This is a genomic window from Streptomyces sp. TSRI0107, assembly GCF_001905845.1.
Lineage (GTDB): Bacteria > Actinomycetota > Actinomycetes > Streptomycetales > Streptomycetaceae > Streptomyces.
Map to the genome: position 1 here is coordinate 281,421 of NZ_LIVZ01000004.1, position 16,857 is coordinate 298,277.

A 16,857-nucleotide genomic window follows, 5' to 3' on the forward strand; every position below is an offset into this window, starting at 1 on the left:
TACTGGCGTGCCCGGACTGCTCCGGGATCGCTTAGCGCCGCACGGTTCAGCATCGGCGCTGGCTTCGCCGCAGATTAACGCGCGTAGACCTGCCTGAAAACCCCTTCTGTCCACCTTGTTATCCGCCCGTGGCCAACGCCACGGAACGCACGGGAGCGGGCTCGCGGAGCGCGTAGGGCGGGTGGCGGTGGGTGACCTGGGGCGGGAACGGCGAAGCGGGCGGACACCGTGGGTGCCCGCCCGCTTCCGATCGGTACGACCGGGTTCGCCCTTTCCGCCGGGCGGCCTGGTCGCGACGTGTGCCGCTACTCGGTCTTGACCTTGATCTGGCCGGAGGTGATGCCCTCCTTGGCCTTGGCCACGGCGTCCGTCAGGCCCTCGACCTTGGCGAACTCGGGGTTGCTCTCGGCGAGGCCGACGCCGTTGACCTTCAGGTCGAAGGTCTGGGTGCCGGTCAGCGGCTTGCCGTCCTCGACGGACTTGGCGAGCGTGTAGACCGCGCCGCCGACGTCCTTCAGAGCGGAGGTGAGGATGAACTTCTTGTACGACGCGAGGGCTTCCTGCTGGTACTGGTCGGAGTCGACACCGATCGCCCAGACCTTTGCCTTGGCGGCGGCCTCGATCACGCCCTGCCCGGAGAGACCGGCCGCCTGGTAGACGACGTCGGCCTTCTTCTCGATCTGGCCCTCGGCGGCGGCCTTGCCCTTGTCGGGGCTGGAGAAGCCGCCCTCCTCGGCCGTCTGGGTCAGGTACTGGGAGAGCACCTTCACCTTGGGGTTCGTCGCCTTGACGCCCTGCTCGAAGCCGGCCTCGAACTTGTGGATCAGCGGGATGTCCACACCGCCGATGAAGCCGACGGTGTTCGTCTTGGTGGCCTTGGCGGCCGCGACACCGGCGAGGTAGGAGGCCTGCTCCTCGGCGAAGACCAGGGAGGCGACGTTGTCGCCCTCGACGACCGAGTCGACGATGCCGAAGGTGGTGTCCGGGTAGTCCTTGGCGACGGCCTCCATGGCGGGGCCGTAGGCGAAGCCGACGCCGATCACCGGGTTGTAGCCCTGCTTGGCGAGGGACGCCAGGCGCTGCTCCTTGTCGGCGTCCGTCTCGCCCTCGGTGGGCTCGATGTCGGCGGTCTTGTAGCCGAACTCGTCCTTGGCCTTGGTCAGACCGGCGTACGCGGCGTCGTTGAAGGACTGGTCGCCCTTGCCGCCGATGTCGTACGCGATGGCGAGACCGAGGTTCTCCTTCTCGCCGTCGCCGCCACTCTCACTGCTGGTGCCACCGCAGGCGGTGGCGGCGAGCGCGAGCGACGCGACCCCCACCGCGACGCGGGTCAGTCTGGATATCCGACGCATCTGAAGTTCCCCATTCTCCAAAGCCCCGCAGTGGGTGCTCGGTTCCGGCGCACATTAACGCGCGTAGAAACTCCAGGGAACGGGGTTCCCCGTGGCCGTTATCCATTCGTGCCGGTGGCCCGTTACGTGCGGGTGAACCACCGGCTCGAAAGGTGTGCTCCGGACACATCCAGGCTGCATCCGGGGCCCGCCGGGCACAAGCCCGGACGGGTGCGGCCTAGCGGCCGCCGTCCAGGAGGGCCGCCGCGGTGAAGAGTTCCACGCCGACCGTGATCGCGTGCTCGTCGACGTCGAAGTCGCCCTGGTGGAGATCGCGGACGGTGCGCTCGCCGGGGACCCGGACGCCGAGGCGGGCCATCGCGCCCGGGACGTGCTCCAGGTACCAGGAGAAGTCCTCGCCGCCGAGGCTCTGCTCGGTGCCCTCGACTGAGTCCATGCCGCGACGGATGGTCATGGCGTCGCGGAGCAGTTCGGTGACGCCGGGTTCGTTGACCACCGGCGGGACGCCGCGGACGTAGTTGATCTCCGACTTGGCCCGGTGCAGGCCCGCGACCTCGTCGATCGCCGCGTGCACCAGGTCCGGCGCCTGCCGCCAGGCCTCCAGGTCGAGGCAGCGGACGGTGCCCGACAGCTCGGCGTGCTGCGGGATGACGTTCGGGGCGTGGCCGGACTCGATCCGGCCCCAGGTGACCGAGAGGCCGCTGCGGGCGTCGACGCGGCGGGCGACGATCGCGGGGACGTCGGTGACCACCCGGGCCACCGCCGTGACCAGGTCGGTCGTCAGGTGGGGGCGGGCGGTGTGGCCGCCGGGGCCGTCCAGCGCGATCTCCAGCCGGTCGCAGGCGGAGGTGATCGGGCCGTGCCGCAGTCCGATGCGCCCGGCGTCGACGCGCGGGTCGCAGTGCACGGCGATGATCCGGGCCACCCCGTCCAGCGCCCCGCTCTCGATGGCCTCGGCGGCGCCGCCGGGGAGGACTTCCTCGGCGGGCTGGAAGATCAGCCGGACGGGGCGCGGCAGCAGGCCCTGCTGGTGCAGCTCGGCGAGGAGCAGCCCGGCGCCGAGGACGACCGTCGTGTGGACGTCGTGACCGCAGGCGTGGCAGCGGTCCGGGACCGTCGACCGGTAGGCGCACTCGGTCTTGGCGTCCGGGATCGGCAGCGCGTCGATGTCGGCGCGCATCGCCAGCATCTCGGGGCCGCCGCTCCACTGCCCGCCGTCGGCGCCGATGTCACAGACGAGGCCGGTGCCGGCCGGGAGTACCCGGGGCTTGAGGCCGGCCTGCTCCAGGCGGGCCTTGATCGCCTTGGTGGTGCGGAACTCCTGGTTGCCCAGCTCCGGGTGCATGTGCAGGTCACGGCGGAACGCGACGAGCTCGGCTCGCAGGGGTTCCGGCAACGTGCCCGGCAGCACCGCTTCGCCGGGGAGGTCGGCCTCGGACTCCAGTGACATCAATTGCTTCACCCTCTGAAGGGTAGGACGCCCGGGCGGCCGACTGTCCTGAGATCAACAAAAAATCAGCCCGTTAGGGGAAGAAAAACCGACCGCCGTGCGCATAGGTACCGGGTGGGGTGGGTAAACTCGCGCGGCTCGGCCGACCGCGACGACCGTCCGGACCGGTGCGAGGCCCACCCACTTCTCCACGGATACCACGCCCTGCCCCACCCACGCTTTTCCGTTCACCTACCGGAACACGGCTACGGCTGCTCCGCGCGGAGTCTTTCCGCCCGCGCGGCGGGGTCGTAGGCCGGGCCCACGCCGTCGGCCAGGACGACGTCGCCCTGTATGTGGTCGGTGCGCAGCCGGAGGATCGCCTGGTAGGCCGGTGAGGCGTACCAGGCGCGGGCCATGCCGAGGTCCGGGAACTCGATCAGCACGATGCTGCCGGGCCAGCTGCCCTCCAGTACCTCCGCCGGCGGGCCGTGCACGACGAACCGGCCCTGGAAGGGGTCGAGGGTGGCCTGGATGCGGCGCAGGTACTCCAGGATGTCGGGATGGTGCCGGCGGCTGCGCAGATGGGCGAGACCATAGGCGGGCACGGGGCCTCCTTCGGCCGAACGGGTGGTCCGCCCGACCGTAGCCAGGGGTCCGTGCCGCCGCGATTACCCCGGAGGTAAGCGCCCGCCGCACCAGTTGTGAAGCGTTCGCCGCTCCGGCTGTGACGCGCCCGCCGCTCCGGCGGAGGGCGCCCGCCGCCCCTACACCGCCTGGACCGCCGACAGCCGGTGCACGTCCCGGGCCGTCCCCGTCACCCCGTCCAGGAAACCCTGGGCGCGCGGGGAGGCCGTGCGGGTGAGCCAGGCGGGGTCGATGTCACAGACCGCGACGCGGACCTCGGTGCCGGCGAGGGCCAGCGGGAGGGTGTGGACGACGGTCGAGGGGAAGCTGAGGACCGTACGGCCGATCGGGCCCCGGCGGGCGATCAGCTCCAGCGGGAGGTCGGGGCGGACCACCTCCAGGCCGGTCTCCACCGCCAGCCGGTGGAGTTTCTCCGCGCTCTCGCGGCGGTGGGCGAAGTAGCGCAGCGCGCCGTGGGCACGGGCCAGGGAGGTCACGGCGGCCAGGTAACGGTCGCCGTCGACGACCCCGGTCTCCACCAGGGAGGTGCCGACCATGTCGGCGCCCTTGGTGATGCGGGGCGGGCCGAAGCGGGCCCGGGTCCAGGAGAAGTCGTTGGCCCGGACGGTCACCCCGCCCGGCGTCTCCTCTATGGGCATGGAGGAGAAGATCTCGACCCTGCGGTCCGCCGCCGGGGTGAGGCGGCGGCGGGCCGAGGACGACACCGGGGCGAACGCCAGGTCGCGGGGCCCGGGGCGGGTGCCCTTGCGGTGCCAGCGGACCAGGCGTTCGCCGCGGGCCAGCTGGGTGACGAACTCCATGGTCGCCGTGCCGTCGTCGACGACGACCAGGTCACGGGCCCGGGTGATGGTCAGCAGCAGCTGGACGTAGCGCGAGAACGGGTCCCCCATGACGATGCGGTCCGCGCGGCGCAGCGCCCCCGTGAGCCCGCCGACCGTCTGGAAGGGTGCCAGCGCGCCGCCGCGCGCCTCCTCCCAGCGGACCTCGTGGCCCTCCTGACGGGCCAGCTCCGCCATCCGGCGCAGCTGGCCGCGGGTCATCGGGTCGACGGGCGACAGGACCACCAGGGTGAGCCCCGCGCCGGGCGCGTGGGCGTGCGCCCACTCCAGCACGTTCAGCAGCTGTACCGGACTCTCGACGAACGCGAGGGTGTGCGGTCCGGCATTCGGGCCGGCATGACCGGCGCGGGGGCTCATCGGCGTACGACCGTCCCGTCGTATGGGGGGTGTGGGGGTTCGGCTCGGTCAGACGGTGACGGGCTCGCCCGCCGCCGCGGCGATCTCGGCCTCGGCGACCACGCCGGTGACGCGGCGCAGCTTCTTCATCGGGCCCAGCTCGGAGTCGTAGACCTTCTTCACGCCGTCACCGAGGGAGGCCTCGATGGTGCGGATGTCGCGGACCAGGCGGGAAAGGCCCTGCGGCTCGACGGAGGCGGCCTGGTCGGAGCCCCACATGGCGCGGTCGAGGGTGATGTGGCGCTCGACGAAGACGGCACCGAGGGCGACGGCGGCGAGGGTGGTCTGCAGGCCGGTCTCGTGGCCGGAGTAGCCGATCGGGACGTTCGGGTACTCCTTCTCCAGCGTGTTGATCACGCGGAGGTTCAGCTCCTCGGCCTTCGCCGGGTAGGTGGAGGTGGCGTGGCAGAGCAGGATGTTGTCGCTGCCCAGCACCTCGACCGCGTGGCGGATCTGCTTCGGGGTGGACATGCCGGTGGAGAGGATGATCGTGCGGCCGGTGCCGCGCAGGGCGCGCAGCAGCTCGTCGTCCGTGAGGGAGGCGGAGGCCACCTTGTGGGCGGGGACGTCGAACTTCTCCAGGAAGGCGACGGCCTCGGTGTCCCACGGGGAGGCGAACCAGTCGATCCCCTTCTCCTTGCAGTACTCGTCGATCTGGCGGTACTCGTCCTCGCCGAACTCCACGCGGTGGCGGTAGTCGATGTACGTCATCCGGCCCCAGGGGGTGTCGCGCTCGATGTCCCACTGGTCGCGCGGGGTGCAGATCTCCGGGGTGCGCTTCTGGAACTTGACCGCGTCGCAGCCCGCCTCGGCGGCCACGTCGATCAGCTTGAAGGCGTTCTCCAGCTCGCCGTTGTGGTTGATGCCGATCTCGCCGGTGATGTAGACGGGGCGGCCGGGGCCGGCCTCACGGGAACCGAGCGTGCGCAGACGGGAGTTGGTGCTCATGACTGGAACGTTCCTTACCTGGTGGTGGGGGCGGGAGAGTCGAGAGAGGGTCCGAGGATCCAGCCGGCGATCTCTCGGATCGCGCCGTCGCCACCGGGGACGGTGGTGACCGCGCGTGCGGCGCCGCGAACGACGTCGTGGGCACTGGCGACCGCTACGGGCCAGCCGACGAGGGCGAAGCAGCCCAGGTCGTTGACGTCGTTGCCGACGTAGAGCACGCGCTCCGGCGCGATGCCCTGTTCCTCGCACCACTGCTTGAGCGCGAGGTCCTTGCGGTCGATGCCGTGCAGCACCGGGAGCCTGAGCTTCCGGGCCCGCGCGGCGACGACCGGGTTCTGTTCCGTGGACAGGATCAGCAGCTTCAGGCCCGACCTGCGCAGGGCAGCGATGCCGAGTCCGTCGCCGCGGTGCACGGAGACGAACTCCCGTCCGTCGGAGTCGATCAGCACCCGGTCGTCCGTCTGGGTGCCGTCGAAGTCGAGTACGACCGCGTCGATGTCGTCGGCGGTCGGCAGGGCGCCGGGCCGTTCCGCGTCGAACAGCGGCGCGAGGGCCCTGGCGCGGGCGAGGTCGTGCGGGTCGTCGATCTCCAGGACCCGCGCCGGGTCCGTGCGCACCAGTTCCGTACGGCCGAAGAAGCGGTGCCGGTGCTCGCGGAAGCCGGGCGCGTCCATCGCGTAGGCGGCGCCGGTCTCCAGCAGGTCCTGGGGGCGGTCCTGGCGGCGGGGCCGGAACGACTTGTCGTGGTTGACGCCGAAGGCGCCCTCGTCGTCGCCGTCGGGGGCGTCGCGCCAGACGAAGCCGTGGAAGGGCGCGACGGTGACGGCGGTGTCGGCGCCGTTCTCCGCGACGGCCGCCGCGACCCCGTCGACGTCCTCGCGGACCAGGAAGGGGCTGGTGCACTGGACGAGCAGCACCACGTCGACCGGGGAGCCGTGCAGTGCCTCGTGCGTGTCCATGGCGTGCAGGACGGCCGCCTCGGAGGTGGCCGTGTCGCCGGCGATGGCGGCGGGGCGCAGCACGACCTCGGCGCCGGCCGCGCGGGCCGCCTCGGCGATGGCCTGGTCGTCCGTCGACACCACGACGTCGGTCACCAGCCGGGTCGCCCGGCATTCGCGGACCGCGCGGGCGACCAGCGGAACACCGCCGACCGGGGCGAGGTTCTTCGCGGGCACGCCCTTGGAGCCGCCGCGCGCGGGAATCACCGCGAGCACCCGGCGCAGGGCGGTGCCTGTGCCCGTCTGCGGGTGGGACATGGGCTCTACTCCTTGAGGTGGGATCGCACGGCTCACAGCTCGCCCATCCGCCGGATCACCGGGGCCACCCGCTGCACGCCGTGCCGGTAGGCGCCGCGGGCCGCGCGGCGGACCATCTGGCGGACCGGGCCGGGGTCCTTGTCGTGGGCGGGGGCGCCGGGCAGCGGGGTGCCGTCTGGGCCGAGGTGGTGGCGGGCGAGGATGCCGGGCAGATAGCCGGGGGCGGTCGCCGGTGTGTAGTACGGGGTGAGCGGGGGCAGCGCGTCCGCGGCGAGCAGCTTGGCGATGCGTTCGCGGGCCGCGTCGAAGGCGGTGGCGTACTCGCCGTCGGCTTCGACGCCCTGCCGGGCCACCCAGCCGGGGTCCGGCACGGGCCGGTGGCCGGCGTCGAGCTGGTCCCAGGAGGCGAGGCAGCCGGAGCCGACGAAGTGGTGGTTGCCCAGCGCCTCGCGGATGCCGAGGTCGGTGAGGACGACGGTGGGCACGCGGCGGTGCAGGGACTCCAGCGCGGCCGTGGAGCTGACCGTGACCAGCAGGTCGGTGCGGTCCAGGACCTCGCCCATGTTGCCGTACACCAGGCGGAAGTTGGGTGGCGGGTCGAGCTTCTGCGCCAGCTTCTGGTAGGGCAGTTCCTCGATGTGCGTGGTGTGTTCGCCGGGCTTGGAGCGCAGCTTCAGCAGCACCTCGCGCTCGGGGTGCAGCCTGGCGTGCCGGACGAGCCGGTCGAGGAGGTACGCGCGGTCCTTGCGGCTGTCCGGGACGGACGGCTGGGCGGCGAAGACGACCGTGTACGGGTCGTGTTCGCCTTCGTAGGGCGCGCCGCCGAGGAACGGGAGCGCCACCTCGGTCACGGCGGAGGAGTCGGCGCCGACCCCGTCGTACACGGCGCGGAACCGCTCGGCGTCCTGGCGGGAGTTGGCGAGGACGAGGTCCGCGCCGTGCCGCAGGAGCAGGCCGTCGGCGAGCTTCTCGTAGACGACGCCGACGTAGCCGGTGACGACGACGGGCCGGTCCGCCCGGTCCTCCCACACCCGCTTCAGTCCGTGCAGCATGGCCTGGACGCCACCGCCGACCAGCGCGAGTACGAGGACGTCGTACGACTCGTGCGCCATGGTGCGCAGGAACTCGACGGCGGTGACCTCACGCAGGGAGTCGGCGCGTACGCCCACCTCGGCGAGTTGCCGTGGGGTGGGGGTGGCGCGGCCGCGCAGCAGGAATCCGTCCAGGACCGGGGCGGCTTGCGCCGCGTCCGCGGTGACGGCTACCGCGGATGGAACCGGAACGATGCGGTCCGCGGTCAGCGCACCCCATTTCCAGCGGGTGTCGGAGTCCGCGAGTACCGCGATCCGGGTGGGCTTCGTTGTACTTGCTGGCACGCGGAAGACGCTAGGAAGCGATTGAGAGTTATGGCCCAACCGTGACTCAACAAAAAGTTAACAGCACCCCACCGAGAGCCGAACTGGCTCGTCGCAGCCCGGGAAGTACACGGCATGCACCGTTCCGACACATGGAGTTCACCCCCCGTACCGGTACCGGAAAGTTCCGCAGCCGGGCCGCCTCCTAGGCTTTCTCGGGTGCCAAAGCTCTCCGTGATCGTGCCCTTCTACAACGTTCAGCAATTCGCCCCGGACACCCTCAGAAGCCTTCGCGCAAATGCTCGTCCCGACTTCGAGTTCATCCTGGTCGACGACAAATCGAAGGACGAAACACCGGCCATTCTCGAACGCGCGGCCGAAGAACTTTCCGGGCTCGCGCAGGTGCGCTGTATCCACCGGGAGGAGAACGGCGGACTCGCCACCGCGCGCAACACCGGCCTCGACGTGGCGACCGGCGAGTACCTGGCCTTCCTGGACGGTGACGACTGGCTCGCCCCCGGCTACCTGCCCGACCTGGTCGCCGCCATCGAGGGACTGGGCTGCGACTTCGTGCGCACCGACCACGTCCAGGCGACCGCGCGGGCCCGCTCCGTGCACCGGGCGCCGGTCGGGCGGCGCGGGGAGGTGCTGAACCCGCGCGAGGCGATCCTGCCCGCCGACCGCACCACCTCGGTCGACTACGCCTACGCCTGGGCCGGCGCCTTCCACCGGCGGCTGCTCGACCGGGGCCTGCTGCACTTCACCGACGGGCTGCGCACGGCCGAGGACCGGCCGTGGATCTGGAAGCTGCACCGGGAGGCGGAGTCGTTCGCCGTGGTGGGGCTGCTCGGCGTGTTCTACCGGCGCGGGGTCGCCGGGTCGCTCACCCAGATCGGCGACGTCCGCCAGCTGGACTTCATCCGCGCCTTCGACCAGGTCGTCGGGGAGACCGCCGCGGACCGCGACGCCGACCGGCTGCTGCCGAAGGCGGTGCGCACCTACTGCGCGATCATCGCCCACCATCTCTCGGAGATCGAGAAGTTCGAGCCGGCCGTGGCCAAGCAGCTGCGGGTCATGTGCGCGGCGGCCATGAAGCGCATGCCGCAGAACGCCCTCGGCGACGTGCTCGACACCATGGACTTCCAGCGGGCCGCCAGGCTGCGGCGGCTGCGGCGCCGGATCACCAAGGGGAAGGCGGCTGCCTGATGTCCCGTACCACCCAGATCTTCTGCGTCTCCACGCTGTACGGCGCGGCCACGCTCGCCGCCGCGCTCGACTCCGGGTGCTTCGCGGAGCCGGAGCCGGGCCGCCGGGTGCTGCTGGTGTTCAACAACTCGGCGACGCCTGAGACCACCCCGGCCGTCGACGAGATGCCGGGCTTCGGCGCACTGCGCGACCACTTCGGCGAGGTGCTGTCGTACAACGAGGCGATCCGCCCCTTCCACCCCGGTGCCTGGCAGCCGCGCGGCGACGACCTGCCGCTGTTCGAGCGCTATCTGCGGCAGTTGTGGCGGCTGGGCGACGACCGGGTCGAGCTGGTCGTGGAGTCCCTCCAGGTCAATCCGGCTCTCGGGCTGGCCCAGATCTTCACCGACGCCCCCCTGCACGTCTACGCCGACGGCCTGATGAGCTACGGCCCCACCCGCAGCAAGCTCGACCCGCTGGTCGGCACGCGCGTGCGGCGGCTGCTCCATCTGGACCTGGTGGCGGGGCTGAAGCCGATGCTGCTGACCGAGTTCGGCGTGCCGGCGGAGGTGGTGCCCACCGAGGCCTTCCTGAAGGTGATGGGCGACCTCACCGGCGCCGCGGGCGACCTGCCCGCCGTGCCGGACGGCGCGGCACTGCTGCTCGGCCAGTACCTCTCCGCGCTGAACATCCTCACTCCCGCCGAGGAGGAGGAGCTGCATCTGCGGATGCTGCGCGGAGCCGTCGGACGCGGGCACCGCTCCGTGGTGTTCAAGCCGCACCCCACGGCCCCGGCCGGCTACAGCCTGGCCCTGCGGGCGGAGGCCGAACGGCTCGGCGTCGACCTGGTCGTCGTCGACACCCCCGTGCTGGCCGAGGTCCTGTACGCGAAGGCGCGGCCCGCGCTGGTGGTCGGCTGTTTCTCGACGGCCCTGTTCACCGCGTCCGTGTTCCACGACCTGCCGGTCGCCCGCATCGGCACCGGGATGCTGCTGGACCGGCTGGCGCCGTTCCAGAACAGCAACCGCGTCCCCGTCGCCCTCGCCCACGCGCTGCTGCCGGACCTGGAGTCGCCCGGCCGGGACGCGCCGGGACTGCCCGCCGAACTGCTCCCCGGGCTCGTCACGGCCATGGGTTTCGCCATGCAGCCGCAGGTCCACCCCTCGCTGCGGCCCGCGGCCGAGGAGTTCCTGGCCCGGCACTTCGGTCCCCGTACGCAGCCCTACTTCAAGCGGCGCCGGCTGACCGCGCTGGGGCTGCCCGGCGGGCTGCCGCAACGGCTGGCGTTCCTGCCGCGCAACTCCACCGCCCGCCGGGTGGCGCACCGCGGGCGGGTGATCCTGAAAGCCGTACGGCGCTGACACAGAGCCGATGCGGCGCTGATCCGGCGCTCACGCGGCGCCGAGCCGTCCGCGCCGAGAGTGTTCACCTGCCGTCCACCGTGAAGCCACCCGCGTCCAGGGGCCTTGGGGCACATTCGGCCTCCGGTCGAACGAACGGTGGAACCCCATGACGAACCCCCTGGCGGGATTGTTCAAGGCACGGCAGAAGGAGGCCGCCAGGCTGGAGCTGTACGCCCGGAACATGCGTCTGTGCGGCGAGTACCTCGCGGCGCGGGGCGACGGGTCCGCTCCCGGGCGGGCCCGGCTCGTCCAGGCGATCGGCGTCCTCGCGACGTCCCTGGACGACACCTCGTCGGCGGACCCCTTCGACGCCCTGCTCCAGGTGGGCGAGCGCGCGCTGGAGGCCGGCGGGGAGGACGGGCAGGCCCTCGCCCTGGCGGTCACCGAGGCGGCGACGCGGATCCGGCAGCGGTCCAAGGGCGCCTGGCGGCTGCGCGGCCTGGCGCTGGACGGGCTGGGCCGCGACGCCGAGGCGCTGGAGTGCTACGAGCGCTATCTGACGCTGGCGGGCGGCACCGACGCGGCGGCGGAGGTCGTCCGCCGGATCGACACCCTGCGGCGCCGCCGGGCGTGCGTGGATGCGGCGGTGTTCCCCGAGACCGGTTCCCCGCTGCGCGACCTGGCCGGCGAGCGGACCGCGACCACCGCGGCCGTGACGACGGAGTTCGCCGCGTTCGTGCGCGCGCGGGTGGCCCGGCACGGCATGGGCCACCCCGAGGTGCGGCGCCTGCTGCGGCTGTACGGCGAGTACCGGCGGCTCGTCGAGCGCGACGGGCCTGCCGACCCGGCGCCCGGCGGCGGCACGCCGATCGGGGCCGCCGGTCTGCGCGGCCTGATCGCGGGGCGCACGGTGTGCGTGGTCGCGAACGGCGAGGAGGTCGCCCGGAGCGCGCTGGGCGCCGAGATCGACCGCTACGACCTGGTGGTGCGCTGCGACTCGTTCCGCCTCCGCGCGGAGGGCACCGGCGAGCGCACCGACCTGCACGCCGTCACGCTGCGGGGCGACGCGCCGTGGGACGGACCCGCATGGACGCAGCCCACGGGAGTCCGGCTGGTGTTCGGCGACCCGGCAGCCGGGTGGCGCCGCGCCGTCCGGCAGCGACTCTCCCCCGGCGCGCAGGAGCACATCGGTGACGCCTCCCTGCGCCGGCCCCTGACCGACCCGGCACTGCTGGGCGAGGCCGGCTGGGACGCCGGGACCGGCACCGCCTTCACCGTCCTGCGGCTCCTGGACTTCCTGGACGTCAGCCCCCGCCTGGACCTCATCGGCTTCCAGCCGCCCGGCCGGCTGCGGCCGAGGGAGGCCGAGTGGGTCATGGACCGTGCGACGCATGTCGACGACAGCAAGATGAGGATCGCCCTGCGATGACCCACTCCTCCGCGGACGACCGCAGAACCATCACCGGCAAGCGCCGGATCGCCTTCGCCGTCCACACCGACGCCGAACGGCTGCCCCACCTCGCCCCGCTGATCCGCAGCCTGGCGCTGACCAACCCGGACGTGTGCGAGGACTTCGTGGTCCTGCACCCCGGGCTGCCCGACTCCGCGTTCGACGCGCTGCGCGCCCTGCACCCGCGGATCGTCACACGCCACGCGGACAGCCGTACGGACGTCTTCCGGCTGGCGGGCTACGACACCGTCATCGCCCTCACCCCGTCCATGGTGGTCCTCGGGGACCTCGGCGAGCTGCTGCGGATGCGTCACGGAGTCGGCGCGGTCCCGCAGTTGGCGGGCGACGGGGGGCGCTCCGTCCGGCCGGACGGCCTGCTGGTCGTCCAGCGCGCCGACGTGGCCGACGCCGTGGCGGACCGGCTCACCGCTGACGCCGACCTGGACGCCGTGCTCGGTGAGGTCCTGGTCCCGGTCGACGCGCGGTACGACTTCCTCACCCGGCGGCTCCACGACGACACGCCCGTGCCCGCGCACGTCGCCGTCCTGCGCTTCACCGGCCCGTTCGACGAGCCCGGGTACGGCCCGGCCACCGAGGCGCGGCGCCGCTTCGAGATGAACGACGAGGACTTCCGGGCCGCCTACCGCGCCCTGCCGGGCGGCAAGCACCCCGATCTCCTCGCGCACTTCGCGCCGCCTCTGCTGCGGGCGCGTCCCTCGCTCGACCTGGCCCGGACGGTCGCCGACGGGTACCGCGGGCAGGGCCGCTACGACGAGGCCGTCGACGTCCTCGCCCCGGTCCTGCGCGACCGGCTGGACGCGCCGCGCTGCCAGGAGACGCTCGGCCTGTGCCTGATGGCGCTGTCCCGCTACGACGAGGCGGAGGCCCATCTGCTGCTGGCGGCGGCGTCCCCCGACGTCGCCCCGCGCGCGTTCGCCCAGCTGGCCCGCCTGGCCTGGGTGTGCGGGCGGGAGGAGGACGCGCACGCCTACGCCCGCGACGGTCTGGAGGCCGACCCCACCGACGCCGGGTGCCACGCCTGGTTCGTCCGCACCCGTCCGGACGCGCCGGGGCGGCCAGAACAGCCGGAGCAGCCGGAACCGGCGCCTGCCGCCGAGCAGCTGGCGCATGTGGCGCTGTTCGCCGAGGGGCAGGAGAACGCCGGGGACAAGGTCCTGCCCGAGGCCGTGCGCATGTGCTTCGACTCGGACACCGGCCCGCGGCGCTGGTACCGACAGCCGGTGCACCGGCTGGTCGACGAGGCGGCGCTGGAGCGGCTGAACGCGCGGCGCGGGGTGATCGTGGGCGGCGGCGGGCTGTTCCTCCCGGACACCTCCCCGAACGGCAACAGCCACTGGCAGTGGAACATCCCGGACGACGTCCTGGCCCGGATCACCGCGCCGCTGGCGGTGTTCGCGGTCGGCTACAACGTGTTCGACGGGCAGCTCTACCGCCGGGGCCGGTTCGCGGAGAGCCTGCGGGCGCTCGTCGAGCGGTCGGCGTTCTTCGGGCTGCGCAACCACGGCTCGATCGAACGCGTGCGTGAGCTGCTGCCCGCCGGGCTGCGCGACCGGGTGCGCTATCAGCCCTGCCCGACCACGGTGGCACGGCATCTGGTGCCGGGCTGGACCGACCCGGCGGAGCGCTCCGACACCGTCCTGGTGAACTGCGCGTACGACCGCGCGGGCCTGCGGTTCGGCCACGACTACGGCCACTTCCTCGGCGAGATGGCCACCGCGCTGAGGGAGCTGCGGGGCAAGGCGGACGTGCGGTACGCGGCGCACATGCCCGCCGACGAGAAGTTCGTGCACGACCTGCGCCGCGAGCACGGCATCACGCTGCCCGTGGAGCAGTTGTACGACATGTCGAACGACGGGATCCGCGACCTGTACCGCCGGTCGCGGCTGGTGGTGGGGATGCGCGGGCACGCGGGGATGATCCCGTTCGGCTGCGGCACCCCGATCCTCAGCCTCGTCTCCCACCCGAAACTCGCCTATTTCCTCGCCGACATCGGCCGGCCGGAGTGGGGGCTGTCCGTGCACGACCGGTCGCTGGGCCCCCGGCTCGCCGAGCGGGCGGCGGCGGTGCTGGACGACCACACGGCCGCCGTGGCGGATGTGCACAGCGCCCAGGACCTGCTGTGGAAGACCACCCGTTCGAACATCGAGGAACTCCGGGAGATCTTCGGTCAGGCCTGAGACACCGGGAATTCACGTTTACCGAGCGCGGAATTCACCTGTCCGCACCTCGCGCGACACCGGCGACTTCGGGGCCCTGGTTAGCCTGTTCTAATAACACCCTTCGAACATGAGAGGGCCCTGTGCCGAAACTGTCCGTTGTCGTGCCCATGCATAATGTGGGGACCTTTGCCGAGAGCACGCTGCGGAGTCTCGCCGGCAATGCGGAAGACGACTTCGAGTTCCTGCTCGTCGACGACTGCTCCACGGACTCCACGCCATGGGTGATCGACCGCTGGACGGACAAACTCCCGGGCGCCAAGGTGATCCGGCACGAGAAGAACATGGGCATAGCCCAGGCGCGCAACAGCGGAATCGACGCGGCGAACGGGGAGTTCATCACCTTTCTCGACGGCGACGACTGGTACGGGCCCGGCCACCTGGCCGGGCTCGTCGACGCGATCGAGGAACTGGGCTGCGACTTCGCCCGCACCGACCACGTCCAGGTCACGGGCAAGGACCGGGTGCTGCGCCGTCCCCCCGCCCGGATGCGCGACACCGTGATGGATCCGCGCGACGGCATCGCGCCGGCCGACATGGAGACGATGGTCGACTATCCCTTCGTCTGGGCGGGCGTCTACCGGCGGCACCTCTTCGACGACGGCGGGATGCGCTTCGCCACCGAACTCCGCACCGCCGAGGACCGGCTGTGGATCTGGCGCCTGCACCTGAAGGCCCGGACCTACGCCTCCGTCGGCCTGCACGGGATCTTCTACCGGCGGGGCGTGGCGACCTCGCTCACCCAGATCAAGGACTCCCGTCAGCTGGACTTCATCCCGGCCTACGACGCGCTGCTGCGGGACGTCCTGAACGACCGGGAGTCCGAGCGCTTCCTCCTCAAGGCCGTGCGCACCTACTGCGCCATGATCGCCTTCCACATCGGCAAGGCCGACGAGTACGAGCCCACGGCGGCCCAGCGGCTGCGGCGCGAGTCGAGCGCCGCCCTCCGCCGCATGCCCGAGCACGCGCTGGAGGAGACCCTCAGAACCATCGACAGCACCAGGAGCAGGTTGCTCAGCCGCCTGCGTGACGGGCGGAAGGCTGCCTGATCCATGCCCCACAGAACCCAGATCTTCCAGGTCTCGACCCTCTACGGGGCGGCCACGCTCGCCGCGGCGCTCGACGCGGGCCAGTTCGGACCGCGCGACGAGGCCCGGCGCATCCTGCTGGTCTCCAACAACGCCGCGATACCGGAGACCGCGCTGCGCCTCGACGAGATGCACGGCTACGAGCGCATAGCCGGCCGGTTCGACACGGTGGTCAGCTGGAACGAGGCGATCCGCCCGTACCACCCCAGCAGTTGGGGCCCGCGGGGGAACGACACGGTGATCTGGCAGCGGGCGTTCCGGCTCGCCTGGGACATCGGCGAGCGCGACCGGATCGACCTCGCCGTCGAGTCGATCCAGGTCAGCCCGGGCCGCGCGCTGGCGGCGATCTTCTCCGAGGCCGCGATCCACGTGTACGCCGACGGCCTGATGAGCTACGGCCCGACCCGGGACAAGCTGCCGCTGACCATCGCGTGCCGCATCCGGCGGCTGCTGCACCTCGACCTGATACCCGGCCTCACCCCGCTGCTGCTGTCCGAGTACGGCGTCGAGTCGGAGGTCGTCCCGGACGCGGCGTTCCGCCGGGTGCTCGACGAGATCTCCCAGGACGCGGCGGACGACCCGCGGCTCGCGCCGGTCCTGGCGGAGAAGCCGACGGCCGTGCTGCTGGGCCAGTACCTGGCGGCGATCGACATCCTGAGCGCGGAAGAGGAGGAGGACCTCCACGTCCGTATGCTCACCGGGGCCGCGCGGGCCGGACACCGGTCCGTGGTCTTCAAGCCCCACCCGACCGCGCCCGCGAGCTACTCCTCGGCGCTGAGCAAGGCGGCCGCGGAGGCCGGCGTCCGGCTCACCGTGCTGGACGCGCCCCTGCTGGCCGAGACGCTGTACCGGCACGCCGAGCCCGAACTCGTCGTCGGCTGCTTCTCCACCGCCATGGTGACCGCCTCCGCCTACTACGGCGTGCCCGTCGGCCGGGTGGGGACCAGGCTGGTGATGGAGCGTCTGAAGCCGTACCCCAACAGCAACCGGGTGCCGCTCGCCGTGATCGACCACGTGGTGCCCGACCTGGAGCGCGGTGCGACGCCGGCCGTCGTCGGCGCGGCCCCCGAGACCCTGTCGCCGCTGGTGCGGGCGATCGGCTTCTGCATGCAGCCCGACGCGTACAAGAAGCTGCGGGAGCCGACGGCCGCCTGGCTGCGCGACCACCTGGCGGACACGCCCCGCCACTACTTCCCCGAGCTGCGGCTGGCCGAGCTCGGCCTGCCCGGCAGCCGCCCGCAGGTGCGCGCGAAGCTCCAGGTGCGGCGCGCCAAGCGCGTCGTACGCCGGGCGGTGCGCCGCGGCGGCGCCCGGAAGTGACCCGCCCCCAC

At 72.3% G+C, this 16,857-nt stretch carries 13 protein-coding genes; 6 read left to right on the forward strand and 7 right to left on the reverse strand.

Features of this window, described 5'->3' with window-relative positions:
- Positions 1-305 precede the first annotated feature (305 nt).
- The 7 genes from AMK31_RS11645 to AMK31_RS11675 form a co-directional block, all read right to left on the reverse strand.
- Positions 306-1,352 carry a BMP family lipoprotein gene (locus tag AMK31_RS11645; RefSeq protein WP_073940387.1) on the reverse strand — a complete coding sequence of 349 codons (1,047 nt, stop codon included), beginning with the start codon at positions 1,350-1,352 and terminating at the stop codon, positions 306-308.
- 217 nt (positions 1,353-1,569) lie between these two features.
- Positions 1,570-2,802 (reverse strand): amidohydrolase, encoded by a 1,233-nt coding sequence (locus AMK31_RS11650; RefSeq protein ID WP_073940388.1) that lies wholly within the window; start codon positions 2,800-2,802, stop codon positions 1,570-1,572.
- Between the two features lie 245 nt (positions 2,803-3,047).
- Positions 3,048-3,389 carry a DUF1330 domain-containing protein gene (locus tag AMK31_RS11655; protein ID WP_073940389.1) on the reverse strand — a complete coding sequence of 114 codons (342 nt, stop codon included), beginning with the start codon at positions 3,387-3,389 and terminating at the stop codon, positions 3,048-3,050.
- 159 nt (positions 3,390-3,548) lie between these two features.
- On the reverse strand, positions 3,549-4,625 hold the full coding sequence (locus AMK31_RS11660) for a hypothetical protein (protein ID WP_073940390.1): 1,077 nt from the start codon (positions 4,623-4,625) through the stop codon (positions 3,549-3,551).
- 48 nt (positions 4,626-4,673) lie between these two features.
- Positions 4,674-5,612 carry an N-acetylneuraminate synthase family protein gene (locus tag AMK31_RS11665; RefSeq protein WP_073940391.1) on the reverse strand — a complete coding sequence of 313 codons (939 nt, stop codon included), beginning with the start codon at positions 5,610-5,612 and terminating at the stop codon, positions 4,674-4,676.
- Between the two features lie 14 nt (positions 5,613-5,626).
- The gene (locus AMK31_RS11670) at positions 5,627-6,868 is read right to left on the reverse strand and encodes an N-acylneuraminate cytidylyltransferase (RefSeq protein ID WP_073940392.1); all 1,242 of its coding nucleotides are present in this window, start codon (positions 6,866-6,868) and stop codon (positions 5,627-5,629) included.
- Between the two features lie 32 nt (positions 6,869-6,900).
- The gene (locus AMK31_RS11675) at positions 6,901-8,244 is read right to left on the reverse strand and encodes a DUF6716 putative glycosyltransferase (RefSeq protein ID WP_073940393.1); all 1,344 of its coding nucleotides are present in this window, start codon (positions 8,242-8,244) and stop codon (positions 6,901-6,903) included.
- A 198-nt stretch (positions 8,245-8,442) separates the two neighbouring features.
- Between AMK31_RS11675 and AMK31_RS11680 the strand changes: the two genes are divergently transcribed.
- From AMK31_RS11680 to AMK31_RS11705, 6 genes are all read left to right on the forward strand, one after another.
- Positions 8,443-9,429 carry a glycosyltransferase family 2 protein gene (locus AMK31_RS11680; RefSeq protein WP_073940394.1) on the forward strand — a complete coding sequence of 329 codons (987 nt, stop codon included), beginning with the start codon at positions 8,443-8,445 and terminating at the stop codon, positions 9,427-9,429.
- A complete protein-coding gene (locus AMK31_RS11685) occupies positions 9,429-10,769 on the forward strand; it encodes an alpha-2,8-polysialyltransferase family protein (RefSeq protein WP_073940395.1) in 1,341 nt (446 codons plus the stop codon). Before AMK31_RS11680 ends, AMK31_RS11685 begins: the two co-directional genes overlap by 1 nt.
- A gap of 148 nt (positions 10,770-10,917) precedes the next feature.
- The gene (locus AMK31_RS11690; RefSeq protein ID WP_073940396.1) at positions 10,918-12,180 is read left to right on the forward strand and encodes a glycosyltransferase family 29 protein; all 1,263 of its coding nucleotides are present in this window, start codon (positions 10,918-10,920) and stop codon (positions 12,178-12,180) included.
- Complete coding sequence (locus AMK31_RS11695; RefSeq protein ID WP_073940397.1) at positions 12,177-14,399, forward strand: polysaccharide pyruvyl transferase family protein; 2,223 nt, start codon at positions 12,177-12,179, stop codon at positions 14,397-14,399. Before AMK31_RS11690 ends, AMK31_RS11695 begins: the two co-directional genes overlap by 4 nt.
- 122 nt (positions 14,400-14,521) lie before the next feature.
- Positions 14,522-15,487 carry a glycosyltransferase family 2 protein gene (locus AMK31_RS11700; RefSeq protein WP_073940398.1) on the forward strand — a complete coding sequence of 322 codons (966 nt, stop codon included), beginning with the start codon at positions 14,522-14,524 and terminating at the stop codon, positions 15,485-15,487.
- Between the two features lie 3 nt (positions 15,488-15,490).
- Positions 15,491-16,846: a polysialyltransferase family glycosyltransferase gene (locus AMK31_RS11705; protein WP_073940399.1), complete on the forward strand. Its 1,356-nt coding sequence runs from the start codon at positions 15,491-15,493 to the stop codon at positions 16,844-16,846.
- Positions 16,847-16,857 lie beyond the last annotated feature (11 nt).